This window comes from Nostoc sp. CALU 1950 (assembly GCF_051172895.1).
In the GTDB taxonomy this organism is placed as follows: domain Bacteria; phylum Cyanobacteriota; class Cyanobacteriia; order Cyanobacteriales; family Nostocaceae; genus Nostoc; species Nostoc edaphicum_A.
In genome coordinates this window covers 1-14152 of record NZ_JBDNJQ010000196.1, presented here as the reverse complement: position 1 = coordinate 14152, position 14152 = coordinate 1, and the positions used below count along the sequence as shown (strand labels likewise).

The 14152-nt window shown below is 42.1% G+C and carries 9 protein-coding genes; 6 read left to right on the top strand and 3 right to left on the bottom strand.

The features are described from left to right. Positions 1-400 precede the first annotated feature (400 nt). Positions 401-3037, top strand: coding sequence for a GAF domain-containing protein (locus ABF638_RS32940; RefSeq protein WP_435027028.1), 2637 nt, complete (start codon positions 401-403; stop codon positions 3035-3037). A gap of 247 nt (positions 3038-3284) precedes the next feature. Here ABF638_RS32940 and ABF638_RS32935 read toward each other — a convergent pair whose 3' ends face one another. Beyond that, entirely contained in the window at positions 3285-3458 is a 174-nt protein-coding gene (locus ABF638_RS32935) for a hypothetical protein (protein ID WP_435027026.1), read from the bottom strand. A gap of 343 nt (positions 3459-3801) precedes the next feature. On the opposite strand from ABF638_RS32935, the gene ABF638_RS32930 reads away from it, so the two are divergent. The 5 genes from ABF638_RS32930 (at position 3802) to ABF638_RS32910 (ending at position 11008) form a co-directional block, all read left to right on the top strand. After that, on the top strand, positions 3802-5814 hold the full coding sequence (locus tag ABF638_RS32930; protein ID WP_435027025.1) for a beta strand repeat-containing protein: 2013 nt from the start codon (positions 3802-3804) through the stop codon (positions 5812-5814). A gap of 250 nt (positions 5815-6064) precedes the next feature. After that, the gene (ilvD, locus tag ABF638_RS32925; protein ID WP_435027024.1) at positions 6065-7750 is read left to right on the top strand and encodes a dihydroxy-acid dehydratase; all 1686 of its coding nucleotides are present in this window, start codon (positions 6065-6067) and stop codon (positions 7748-7750) included. Then, complete coding sequence (locus ABF638_RS32920) at positions 7751-7909, top strand: hypothetical protein (RefSeq protein ID WP_435027023.1); 159 nt, start codon at positions 7751-7753, stop codon at positions 7907-7909. It begins immediately after the preceding gene. 206 nt (positions 7910-8115) lie between these two features. Next, entirely contained in the window at positions 8116-8493 is a 378-nt protein-coding gene (locus ABF638_RS32915) for a hypothetical protein (RefSeq protein ID WP_181931994.1), read from the top strand. 31 nt (positions 8494-8524) lie between these two features. Then, entirely contained in the window at positions 8525-11008 is a 2484-nt protein-coding gene (locus tag ABF638_RS32910; RefSeq protein WP_435027022.1) for a caspase, EACC1-associated type, read from the top strand. Between the two features lie 83 nt (positions 11009-11091). Here ABF638_RS32910 and ABF638_RS32905 read toward each other — a convergent pair whose 3' ends face one another. Both ABF638_RS32905 and ABF638_RS32900 read right to left on the bottom strand, forming a co-directional pair. Continuing rightward, positions 11092-11856: a Uma2 family endonuclease gene (locus ABF638_RS32905; protein WP_435027021.1), complete on the bottom strand. Its 765-nt coding sequence runs from the start codon at positions 11854-11856 to the stop codon at positions 11092-11094. 200 nt (positions 11857-12056) lie between these two features. Further along, a complete protein-coding gene (locus tag ABF638_RS32900) occupies positions 12057-13979 on the bottom strand; it encodes a sensor histidine kinase (protein WP_435027020.1) in 1923 nt (640 codons plus the stop codon). Positions 13980-14152: the final 173 nt, after the last annotated feature.

The window sequence follows — 14152 nt, the reverse complement described above, 5'->3', positions numbered from 1 at the left end:
TTTAACCCGCGCAGGCGGGTTTTGTCTGTGTAGCCGCGACTTCTAGTCGCCCGGCTTTTCAAACAATCTCTAAACAGGTAAAAAACTCTGTCAAAGCCAGATTGAACACCTTATTTCACTCATTAACTCAACATACATACACTTTCCACAAGTTGTTACAAATGATAATTTATGCTGCAATAAAGGAAACATATCTTGAATCGGCGCACCTCTTAAGGAAGAACCATAAAAATAACAACCGCCGTAAAATTTAGATCCTCTAGTTTTAACCATATAGGACAGGACTCCTATTTTATTCCTATTTGATTTTTAAATAAAACTCAGTACACATCTATTCCCTTCTTTCCTATTCCCTATTCCCTGTTCCCTGTTCACTCCCTACGCAAGTAGCATATTACAGATGAACAATGATGAATTTAATTTAGTATGTCACCTCACAGAGTGTAAGCAAGCAGAGGAGGCATTACAACAGCAAATTCAATGGCAGCGACTGGTGATGGCAATTGCCCAGCGCATCCGCCAGAGTTTGAATTTGGATAATGTTCTCAATACCACCGTCACTGAAGTACGTCAGTTTTTACAAGTAGATCGAGTGTTCATGTATCAGTTTGAACCAGACTACACCGGAGTGGTGGTGGTGGAGTCTGTTGATGAAAATTGGATTTCGGCTCTGCATACTCAAGTCAAAGACAGTTATTTCATGGAAACTCACGGTGAGGAGTACAGACAGGGGCGCATTCAAGCTGTCGCAGATATTTATACAGCAGGTCTGACTGAATGCCACTGCAATTTACTTACTCAGTTTCAGGTCAGGGCAAACTTGGCAGTCCCCATCTTACAAGGAAAAAAATTGTGGGGATTATTAGTTGCTAATCAGTGTGCGGCACCCCGCCAGTGGCAGACGTGGGAAATCGATTTACTCAAACAATTGGCAATGCAGGTAGGCATTGCCATCCAGCAATCTCAACTGTACGAGCAGGTACAAACTGAACTGGTTGAACGCAAGCGGGTGGAATCGGGTTTAAGAGCACGCGTGCGTCAGCAAGCAGCTGTGGCTAAACTGGGTCAATTAGCTCTGGCGAATATAGACCTTTCCGCATTAATGGACGAAGCAGTTATCCTGATTACTCAAAGCCTTGAGGTAGAGTACAGTAAAGTTTTAGAACTGCTTCCGGATGAGAACAGCTTATTGTTGCGATCGGGATTCGGTTGGCAGTCAGGGCTAGTGGGAAATTTTAAATTAGAATTAGGTGTAGGAAATCAGACTCAGGCTTCCTATACACTACTTTCCCATGAGCCAGTAATTGTTTGTGATCTTGCCAAAGAAACGCGATTTCAAGGGCCACCTTTATTGATTAACCACTCGGTAATTAGTGGGATTAGCGTCATCATTCAGGGACAAAAACAACCTCTTGGTGTCTTAGGCGCACACACAACTAGACACCGGGAGTTTACCCAAAATGATATTCACTTTTTGCAAGCGATCGCTAACATATTAGCTACAACCATTGAGCGAAAGTGGGCAGAACAGAAAATTCGCGAACAAGCAGCTTTATTAGATATTGCTTCTGATGCGATCGTTGTGCGAAACTTCCAAAATCAAATCTTATTCTGGAATCAAGGTGCAGAACGTCTGTATGGTTGGGAAGCTCACGAAGCTTTGGGAAAGAACCTGGAGGAACTGATATGCAAAGAAAGTTCACAGCAATTGCAAGCGGCTTTAACAAATGTTACTGACAGTGGCTTATGGCAAGGTGAGTTACATAAAGTAACAAAGTGTGGCAAAGAAATTATTGTGGAAAGCCGATGGACACTGATGCGTGATGAAGCAGACCAACCCAAATCCATCCTCTCTGTTGACACCGACATCACCGAGAAAAAACAACTCCTTGCCCAATTTCTCCGTGCCCAACGCTTAGAGAGCCTTGGCACGTTGGCAAGTGGTATTGCTCATGACCTCAACAATATTTTGACGCCCATTCTCTCCTCGGCGGAAATGTTAGCGCTCAAACTTCCTAATCTAGATGCACCTAATCACCAACTGTTGAAGCTGCTCGAACATAACTCTAAACGTGCGGCGGATTTGGTCAAACAAATTCTGACTTTTTCTCGTAGGTCTGAAGGCAGTGGTATTTCTTTACAAATAGAACATCTACTATTAGAAATTAATCAAATTGTCAAAAGCACATTTCCCAAATCCATCGCAATTATCAATAATCTGCCTAGATATCAACTCTGGACTATCTTGGCAGATCCTACTCAAATTCATCAGGTGTTAATGAATTTGTGCGTCAACGCTCGTGATGCCATGCCCAAGGGTGGCACTTTATCTATATCTGCGGAGAATTTATTCGTCGATCAAAACTTTGCCAAAATGAATCTAAATGCTCAGGTGGGGCCATATATAGTCATAACTATTTCAGATACAGGATTTGGGATTCCGCCACTAATTTTGGAGCGAATTTTTGAACCCTTTTTCACAACCAAAGAACCAGGCAAAGGCACTGGCTTAGGTTTGTCAACTGTGATTGGGATTGTCAAAAACCACAATGGTTTTGTGAAAGTGTCTAGTGAGGTAGGTAAAGGTTCCCAATTTGAAGTGTACTTACCAGCCATAAACAAAACTACAAAGCAGCAAGCAGAGAAATTGGAATTGCCCAACGGCAACGGAGAATTGATTTTAGTTGTAGATGATGAAGCCGCTATTCTAGAAATTAGTAAAACTTTGCTAGAAGACCACAACTACGAAACTCTGACAGCTATTAACGGCATTGAGGCAATCTCATTGTACGCCCAGCATAAAAATCAAATCAGTATGGTGTTGATGGATATGATGATGCCATCAATGGATGGGTTGACTGCCATTGACATAATGCAACAAATGAATCCACAAGTCAAGATTATGGGTATCAGCGGCACTGTGACTGAGAGTCAGATGGTTGAAGCCGCTAACGTCGGCGTCAATATATTTTTAAGGAAGCCTTACACTTTCCATCAATTATTACACGCTATTAACGACTTCTTGAGCCAGCCATAATCTCACGGAAAATCGCCGAGAAAAATTTAGTTTACTTGTTACTTGTTAAGCTTTTTCAGAAAAGTCACACGTGCATCATCATATCTAAAATGTAATTTAAATTACAAGCTTATTTTATTTATAAGCAATAGTACTGCTATTGACAAGTAGCTTAACTCGTCTAATAGAGATGCTGTGTAACAACAAATACAGTGAAACACTATATATCTTTAATGTAAATTGCAAGTATTTTAATATACGCAATCAATCACAAGTATTGATATTTTTGCGATCGCAAAAGCTGTTGTTTTATACCAATTTCAAAAAAGAATGCGACAAATAGACCATTTGTAGAGACGCGATTCATCGCGTCTTTACCCAAGGATGTGTTGCAATCATTAATTGAATTGGTATAAGTAAGTTTTTCTGATAAATAAAACAAAGTACCCTGAGGGGTACTATCACGACCTTGTGATTTCGATATAAATTAAAAACATCAAAGACACCTAAAGTTACATCCGAGTAAATCTGCTTCTTGCCTAGCAGCCTGGTCTTGGAAATGAAGACATCAGGCACAAGGATAAAACATGATTGCTGGCACAATTTTTAATGCCAACATCATCGATATATGCAGTATTTCTCAAATCTTTAGAATTGACGGTAAAGACCTGCTTAAGTCAGGTCTGATTCAAATGTCTATTCATTTATCCTACTCCTTTCCTAGCGAGGAAATGACGAGATAATTTCTTTACCTTTACCCTCTAAAACTATCAGAGAAACTCATTATGGCAACTATTAACGGCAGCAATTTCAATGACAACAATACCTTCAACGGTGTACCATTTGCCTTTCGCCCTGCCCTGAACGGTATCGTCGATCCAGTTTTTGTTTTTCCAGGTCTTTTAATCCCCGATGCTGCTGATACCATCAACGGACTGAACGGTAACGACATTCTTAACGCTCTTGGCACCAACGATACCCTCAATGGTGGTGCTGGCAATGATACACTGAATGGGGGTGCTGGCAATGATAGCCTCGATGGGGGTAGTGGCAATGATAGCCTCAATGGGGGCGTAGGCAATGACATCTTCAAAGGCAGTCAAGGTAACGACAACATTAATGGTGGAGATGGCTTTGATACCGCCGACTACAGTCAACTAGGTCAAAGAATTACCTTGTCAGGTATTGGAACCATTGAAAAAGCTGTAGGATTGGGGCAAGACCAACTCTTTAAAGTCGAAAAGATTATTGCTAATGCTAATGTTGCCAACAATACCATAGATGCATCCCAATCTTTGCCTGGAGTATCTATCACCGTTAACCTGCAAAATCAAAGTTTGACTGCCAATAACGTTCCTTTTTTGGGAGCATTGCCATTTACTGTAGTCAACTTTGATAATGTCATTGGTACAAATGCAAATGACAGCATTACTGGCGACAACCAAAATAACCAATTATCTGGTGGTGGTGGCAACGATACCATTAATGGTGGTGCTGGTGCTGACTCAACCAATGGCGGCAGTGGCAACGATCGCATCATTGATACCGACTTTGTGAACTTCGATGTTCATAATGGCGGAACTGGTGTAGACACAATCGATTATTCCGGTGTCACCTTCGGTTCCGGGGTGACAATCAACCTGGCAACAGGCTTAACCTCTGTCCTTAATGGCAATACTGAAACCATCCTTAACTTCGAGAATGTTGAGGGTAGCCAAGGCGGTGAAACAATTATTGGCTCCTCTGGCAATAACGTCCTCAACGGCAATGGTGGCAACGATACCATTAATGGTGGTGCTGGGGTAGACTCAACCAACGGCGGCAGTGGCAACGATCGTATCATTGATACCGACTTTGTAACCTTTGATGTCCATAATGGTGGAACTGGTGTTGATACCATTGATTATTCCGGTGTCTCCTTCGTTTCCGGGGTGACAATCAACCTGGCAACAGGCTTAACCTCCGTCCTTAATGGCAATACTGAAACCATCCTTAACTTCGAGAATGCTGAGGGTAGCCAAGGCGGTGAAACAATTATTGGCTCCTCTGGCAATAACGTTCTCAATGGTAATGGTGGCAACGATACCATTAACGGCGGTGCTGGGGTAGACTCAACCAACGGCGGCAGTGGCAACGATCGCATCATTGATACCGACTTTGTAACCTTTGATGTCCATAATGGTGGAACTGGCGTTGACACCATTGATTATTCAGGTGTCTCCTTCGGTTCCGGGGTGACAATCAACCTGGCAACAGGCTTAACCTCTGTCCTTAATGGCAATACTGAAACCATCCTTAACTTCGAGAATGTTGAGGGTAGCCAAGGCGGTGAAACAATTATTGGCTCCTCTGGCAATAACGTCCTTAACGGCAATGGTGGCAACGATACCATTAATGGTGGATCGGGCAACGACACCATTAACGGTGGATCAGGCAACGATGCGATCGTTGGCGGTAGTGGAACCGATCGCCTAACTGGAGGATTGGGTAACGATATTTTCGATTTCAACTCACTTTTTGACAGTCAACCTGGTTTAGCGCGGGATGTGATCACTGACTTCGCTGGAAACGGTATCTTTGCAGGCGATCAAATCGATCTATCTACCATTGATGCTAACTCTATTGCTGGCGGCAACCAAGCCTTCACTTTCATTGGGGCTGGCGCATTCTCCGCAGTCGGTCAAGTCCGTTATTCAGGAGGTATTCTTCAAGCTAACACCAATTTCGATTTTGCCGCCGAGTTTGAGGTTCAACTCGCAGGAGCACCAGGACTAGTAGCAAGCGACATTATCCTTTAATTAATGAGTGAACAACCGGGGTCTAATATCAAGTTAGATTAATCATCCTAATTCCCGCTAGAAACCCACCCCGCTAAAGCTCTACTTGCTTTTACACCCCTACCCCACCTGATCGGGGAGGGGTATTTTTATAATTGTTGTATTTATCACTAACGTTAATGCTTGCTCATGTTCGATCGCGCCGCGTATGCATGAGAAAATCAGATAATACAATCGCAATAGTTGCGATGATGCCAGGGAAGGAAAAAAAATGTCGGAGAATTTGAGAAGCCAAATTGTCACGCAAGGGGTGCAGCGATCGCCTAATCGGGCTATGCTACGTGCAGTTGGTTTTAAAGATGAAGATTTCAATAAAGCCATTGTCGGTATTGCCAACGGCTACAGTACGATCACTCCCTGTAATATGGGGATAAATCTACTGGCGCAAAGGGCAGAAGTTGGAATTAAAACCGCCGGGGCGATGCCGCAAATGTTCGGCACGATTACCATTAGCGATGGGATTTCGATGGGAACTGAAGGGATGAAATATTCCCTAGTATCGCGGGAAGTCATCGCTGATTCCATTGAAACCGCCTGTACTGGCCAAAGTATGGATGGCGTACTAGCGATCGGCGGTTGTGATAAAAATATGCCAGGAGCAATGCTGGCGATCGCTCGGATGAATATCCCTGCAATATTCGTTTACGGTGGCACAATTAAACCTGGTCACTACAACGGACGCGATTTAACCGTTGTCAGTTCTTTTGAAGCTGTTGGTCAATACAGTGCTGGAAAAATTGACGACAAGGAATTATTAGAAGTCGAAAGTCGCGCTTGTCCTGGCGCTGGTTCCTGTGGGGGAATGTTCACAGCTAACACCATGTCTTCAGCATTTGAAGCGCTGGGGATGAGTTTGCCTTATTCCTCGACAATGGCGGCGGAAGATGCCGAAAAAGCCGACAGCACGGAAAAATCAGCATTCGTTTTAGTCGAAGCCATTCGTAAACAAATCTTACCTCGTCAAATTATCACCCGCAAATCTATAGAGAATGCCATCTCTGTGATTATGGCAGTCGGTGGTTCTACCAATGCAGTGCTGCACTTTTTAGCGATCGCTCGCGCTGCTAATGTAGAGTTGACCATAGACGACTTTGAAACTATCCGCGCCCGTGTTCCCGTTTTGTGTGATTTAAAACCAAGCGGTAAATATGTAGCTACAGATTTGCACAAAGCTGGTGGCATTCCCCAAGTAATGAAAATGCTACTTGCACATGATTTACTACATGGGGATAGCATTACTATCACTGGCCAAACAATTGCAGAGATATTAGCAGATATCCCAGAAGAACCATCTGCCAATCAAGATGTGATTCGGACTTGGAATAACCCGATGTATGCTCAAGGACATTTAGCCATCCTCAGAGGTAATCTTGCAACAGAAGGGGCTGTCGCCAAAATTACCGGGGTGAAGAAACCAGTAATTACCGGCCCCGCACGGGTATTTGAATCGGAAGAAGCCTCTTTAGCTGCAATTTTGGCGGGTAAGATTCAAGCTGGTGATATTCTAATCATCCGCTATGAAGGGCCTAAGGGCGGCCCTGGAATGCGAGAAATGTTGGCTCCCACCTCAGCAATTATTGGTGCTGGTTTGGGTGATGCGGTGGGATTAATTACCGACGGACGCTTTTCTGGCGGTACTTACGGCATGGTGGTTGGTCATGTTGCTCCAGAAGCCGCAGTTGGTGGTGCGATCGCGCTTGTAGAAGAAGGCGATAGTATTACTATTGATGCACCCGCTCGTTTATTGCAGCTGAATATATCTGAAGAAGAATTGGCTCGTCGTCGTGCTAACTGGCAACCTCCGGCTCCCCGTTACACTAAAGGCGTGTTAGCGAAATATGCCAAATTGGTATCTTCTAGCAGTCTTGGTGCTGTGACCGATTTAGACTTGTTTTAAATGATTCAAGTTACCTACACTGTACCGTCAGGTCAGTGTAGGCTTCCCAATTTATCTACTGTACCAGTCCAAGTGATGCTGGGTCGGAGTGAAACTAGCTGGTTGATAGGTGCAGAAATATTGCCAGTAACACTATTTTTCGTTTCTACTTGGTTTTAGCAATTTGCGTCGCTATTTTATACTACTGCTTCTAGTTAGAGAAGGGACAATACCCACATTTCTAGTAATTTTTACTGAAATTTTATGAGTTTTTGTAAAAATCTTGAAGAAGTTTCAGGAAATTTACATAGCAGCTATGATGTCAATAGAGAAATTACGGCAATATAGTTGACAGTCAACTGCTTAAAAACCGAAAAGGGTACAAAATGAGTTTTGAATCTAACGTCAAACTGACGATCGCTCTTGCTAATCCAGACTTAGATGCAGAAGAACAAGAACGGGAAGCACGGAATCTGCTGCGAGAAATCAAAGACTTAGATGTGGAAAGTGCTGAACTTGTAGCAGTTACAGAAATACCTGAAGGAGCCAAGTCTGTTGGCGGTTTTTTGTTGGGTGTATTGCAAGCAGAGGTGAGCCTTGCCAATTTTAAGAAATTGCTGGGATTTTTGGGCGATCGCTTGGGCAACAAAACTATTGAGTTGGAAGTTGAGGCTAACGGAAAGAAGCTCAAGGTGAAAGCTAGCAGTCAGGAAGAGTTAAACGCCGCCATCGAACAAGCTCAAAAGTTTATCGCAGGCAACTAAGAAATTCCAGCAGTAAGGAAGAATAAATAAGATGGTGAAAGTAGCACTGCTAATAGGAGTCAGTGAGTATGAGCCTGGTCTTACTCCATTGCCAGCAGCGACAAAAAATGTAGAGGCAATGCAGCGAGTTTTGCTGCACCCAGAAATTGGGGGCTTTGATGACGTAACACTGCTGCTAAATCCTCAACAACATCAGATGGCAGTAGCTATCGAAACCTTGTTTGATGGTCGTCAAAAAGATGACCTCTTGCTGCTATTTTTTTCTGGTCATGGCATTAAAGATGAGAGCGGTAAACTTTACTTTGCAGCTCGTAACACTCGCAAAACCTTAGTTAAGTCAACAACAGTACCAGGTAGCTTTGTGCATGAGGTCATGAGTAATAGTCGCTCTAGGCGCGAGATAGTAATTCTTGATTGTTGCTTTAGTGGCGCATTTGCTGAGGGAATGTCAGCAAAAGATAATGGTTTTGTTGATATCAGAAACCAATTGGGTGGAGAAGGGCGAGCCGTTCTCACATCTTCAACTTCCACCCAATATTCTTTTGAACAGCAAGGGGCAGAGACTTCAACTTACACCCGTTATATAGTTGAGGGACTGGAAACTGGTGCAGCAGACCGGGACGAAGATGGTTGGATTTCTGTTGATGAATTGCACGAGTATGCCAGCAAGAAAGTACAAGAAGTTTCTCCCGCAATGAAACCGGAAATCTATGCCATCAAAGAAGGCTATAAAATCAACCTTGGAAAAGCACCTATTGATAATCGTTATTTAAGATATCGTCGAGAAGTTGAGTATTGGGTAGAAGGTGGTAACGGTGAAATTTCTTTTACAGGTCGTGCTGCATTAGAAGAACTAAGAAATAAGCTAGAACTAACAACGAATGACGCTAATGAAATTGAAACCCAAGTTTTAGAGCCTATTAAAATTTATAAGCATAAATTGCAGCAATATGAGCAGGTTTTATGTAAAGAGATTGAAGTCAAATTTCCTCTCAGTGATAAAGCTCTCACCGATTTGAAACGTTTTCAACAAGTATTAGGACTAACAGATGAATCAATCGCCCTAATTGAAGCTTCTATCATTGCCAAACAACAAACTCCTAAAACTCCAATATATAAACCTATTTCAATTTCCAAAATTAGCAATATTTGGAATTATATAGGAGTGGGAATTATTGGAACAATTATTGGCGGTCTTTTAGTCGCTATAGTTCGTCCTCAACCTGTATTTAAATCTTGTCCTGTTGATGAAAAGTATATTGTAGGCGATAAAATTAGTGTAGGTGAAGAGATTTTATTGATACAAGATACACATCCAGAGAAAAAAGCTGGAGTTGAAGCATTTGCCGATGGTGATTGTCAGAATGCTATTAAGAAATTTGAGTCTTATCGGAACCTAAATCCTACCGACCCAGAAGCATTGATTTACTTGAACAATGCTAAAGCTGTTCGCAGACGTGAACCTCTGAAAATTGCTGTAAGTGTACCCATTGGGACAAATTCAGATGTAGCTAAAGAGATGCTACGTGGTGTAGCTCAAGCTCAAGATGAAGTGAATCGTATGGGTGGTATTGACAGCAAACTTTTAAAGGTAGCGATCGCTAATGATGATAATGACCCAAGCACAGCCGTACAACTTGCCACTCGGTTTGTCAAAGATGCCAGCATTTTGGCTGTCGTCGGACATAATTCTAGCAATGCTTCTCTCTCCGCAGCTCCAGTTTATCAAAAAGACGGGTTAGTAATGATGTCTCCCACTAGCTATGCCCCTAATCTCTCTAATGTTGGTAACTATATCTTCCGCACTGCTCCTAGTGTTAACTCGATAGCAGATAGCGTTTCTAATTATGCTGTCAACATAGCCCGCAAAACCAATTTTCTGATGTGTGTTGATCCCCAATCTTTAGATAATTTATTGTTTAAGGATAGGTTTATTAAAGCAATCAAGGCAGCTGGTGGTCAGATAAATTCGACAAATTGCAATATTTCTACCAGCAACTTTGACCCTATATCAGTCACAGATCAAGCTATCCGCAATGGCGCTAATGCCTTGGTATTAGCTATCTATATAGAAAGAATCAAGGAAGGTTTAGCAGTAGCGCGAACTAATCAAGGGCAATTGGAAGTATTTAGTAGTTCTACTCTATTCAGGAACGACATATTAGAAGACGGGGAAGCTATTAAAGGCATGATAATTGCTATACCTTGGCATTCCCAAGCATTTCCTAACAATCCCTTTGAGCAAAAGGCTAAAAGACTCTGGGGTGGAACTGTGAATTGGCGAACGGCAACGTCTTATGATGCGACTAAAGCAATTATTATAGGGTTGCAGCGAAACGAAACTCGTCAAGGACTGCAAGAAGTACTGCACAGTCCCGGTTTTTCCATTGATGGTGCAACAGGAACAATTCAGTTTTCACAATCAGGCGATCGCATAAACAATAAAATATTCTTAGTCAAAGTTCAACAAATACCTGGCACTGATAAATATGAATTTGTGCCGATTCAACCTTAGTTTTGCAGCTTGACTTAATAGCGATCGCACTCAGTTTTTTATTTATAACAACTCGATAAATTCATCAAAAAAGCCAAAATTTCTCACAACATATCTGGATTTTCCCCTAATTCTCTTAATCTAGCCGCTAAACGAGACGCCTGTGCAATTGCGGCTTCCTCTCTTGCAGCAGCAGATTGTGCTTGTGAAACCGCTGCATCCGCTTGTGCAATTGCAGCCTCCTCTGGTAACAAAACCAAATTGCCAGCTACATCGTAAAACCGCAACCATACCGCCGTTTCTCTATCTATTGTTCCCTCACTCGTCCCCAACCATAAACCTAAACGCTTACACCATAGCCACCCACGTTCATTTTGTGTTAAGGGCTGATACTGCTGATTATCATCTAAATGCCACCCCTGCAAAGAATTAGGATCAAAAGGGTCATAGACAAAATAATCTGAAGTACGGAAAGTTTGTTCGTAAAGATTTTTCTTAATACCCTTGTCTATTGCTGCCGTAGATGGTGACATTAATTCCACGATTACATCAGGATAACGACCGTTTTCTTCCCAAACTACCCAGCCTTGTCTTGAGTTATTGCCGTCAACATTTAGCACTGCAAATAAATCTGGGCCTCGGAAATCACGGTTACGAACTTGGGTGCTGCTGTAGTAAATAAACATATTGCCCCCAGCAAAGAAATCATTGCGATCAGCCCAAGCTTGCTGCAATGACCGAATCAACACATTCATGGCAATACGGTGGCGATTTGATTCCAAGGGTTCACCATCATCAAAAATTAAATCTGTAGGCGGTGTAGGGTGTTCCCAGTCTAGAATGGCTCTTGGGTTGTTTTCGGTAGTCATGAGCGATCGCCTTTCTCAGAAAGCCTTAGATTTATATCATAATCTGCCGAGAGCTTCCTGAATTAAAGTGTACAAATTACAAGCAGATTAAATTTAAAAATCAAATTTATTAAAGTATATCGCCTCTAATCATGAGTGTATAAATTAGCTAAAACAATCTTTGATATAATTCTTGGCTGTTTCAATTTTGTCAGTAACTTTTAATTTTTACTTATTAAAGGAATACAGATGGTAAACTCTGTCCCACATCCTGGGGTAGAATCAACTTCAATAGTTCCTGCGTGTTTGTCTACAACAATTTGATAAGCGATCGCCATTCCTAATCCAATTCCTTTGCCCACAGGTTTAGTGGTAAACATGTGGTCAAATACCCGTTGTTTTACATCCTGTGACATCCCAATCCCATTATCGTAAATCTGAATGATCGCACAATCACTTGATTTGTCAATTTGGGTTTGGAGCTTAATTTGATTAGGGTTATTTTCAAGAGCCTCAAAACTTCGTTTTTGGCTGGCTTCTTCCAGTGCGTCAATCGCATTTACCAGAACATTCATAAATACCTGATTGAGTTGCCCCGCGTAGCATTCTACTAGAGGCAAATCACCGTATTTCTTAATGATCTGAATTTTTGGTTGATTAGGCGTCGCTGTTAGGCGATGATTCAGAATCATCAAAGCGTTGTCTAATCCTTCGTGGATGTCTACAAATTTCATGTCTGCTTCATCGAGGCGCGAGAAATTACGCAGCGACAGCACAATTTCACGAATACGCTTGGTTCCCACTTGCATTGATGCCATTAACTTGGGTAAATCTTCTGCTAGAAACTCAATATCAAGGTCTTGGGCGCGATCGCTAATTTCGGCTGTCGGATTTGGGTAGGTTTGTTCATAAAGCTTGAGCAAATCAAGAATACCTGCGCTGTATTCACTGGCATGGTTGAGGTTGGCATGAATAAAATTGGCAGGATTATTGATTTCGTGTGCCACCCCAGCAACCATTTGTCCCAAGCTAGACATTTTTTCGGTGTGGATGAGTTGAGCTTGGGTATTTTGCAATTCTTTCAAAGTTTTGCTGAGTTCGTGAGCCTGTTGGCTGGAAACCAAGGCGCGATCGCGAATCTGTTCATATAGTTGCACTTGTCGCCACGCACTAATCAACCCAACCAGTAGCAATCCTCCCAAAACCGTAGCTAACAGGTTCAACGCCTGCAATGGTGATTCAATATTTTCTTGTGGCACAACTAAAGCCACTGACCAATTTGCTTCTTTTAGGGGAGTATAAGCAATATAGTTCCATTTACCATCTAGTTGAACAGATTCAATATTTGTGCGTTTAGCTACCATTTGTTGAACAATTTCAGCCAGCCTGGGATTGGGGGAGTTGAGGAAACTCTCAGCAGCTTTTTCGGGTGTGCCAATCAGTTCCGTATTGGGATGGGCGATGGGAACTCCTTGAGAATTTAGCGCAAAGGCATAGCTACCTTTACCTTGATGTAAATTGCTGATCACTTCAACTACTCGGTTAATTGGAATACCTCCCATTAATACACCTGCTGGCTTTGTGCCTGTTTGGGCAGGAATCGGCGAACTAATTTGAATCTGTAACTGATTGCTTGTGCGGCCAATAATTGGATCGGCGGCTATCGTCTCACCTACTATACTCCGCTGAAAAAATTCTCGATCTTTAACATTTAGACGACCCCCCTGAGTGTTAATTAATGCACCATCTGGTATGCTCAACGACATGAGCAAAAACGTTTGTAGCCGCTTCACCTCAGATTGCAAGTAAGGTTCCATCACAGACCAATCTAGCGATCGCACTACTGGAGAATTTGCCAAAGTCTTAATTTCTGTCTTGCGAATGGCTAACCAGTTATCAATATCATTCTGACCTTGCTGTGTTTTTAAAAGTGCTTGCTCCTTGAGACTATTAAGCAACAACCCCTTTATAATCTTGTAACTAGTGATAGCTGTAGCACTAATACTAATGGACAGAATCACTACAATTGATAGTAATAGTAAATTTCGCGATCGCCATTTCAATGAGTAGTAATTTTTATTGGTTGGAGCATACCATTGTGACGTGATTTTCAACCATATTTTTCGCAATTTAAGCATTTTCATCTATTTATTCCAAGTTAAAATTTAAAAAACAAAAATGTAGCGTGTTTAATACTAAATAAAGCACTCAGCACTCAATACGGTTCTGTTAAGGTTTTTTGATGAAAATTCTAGATCCAAATACGCGATAAATCGCCGTATCTACAAGGATCAATCTTTTGTAGAGACGGCGATTT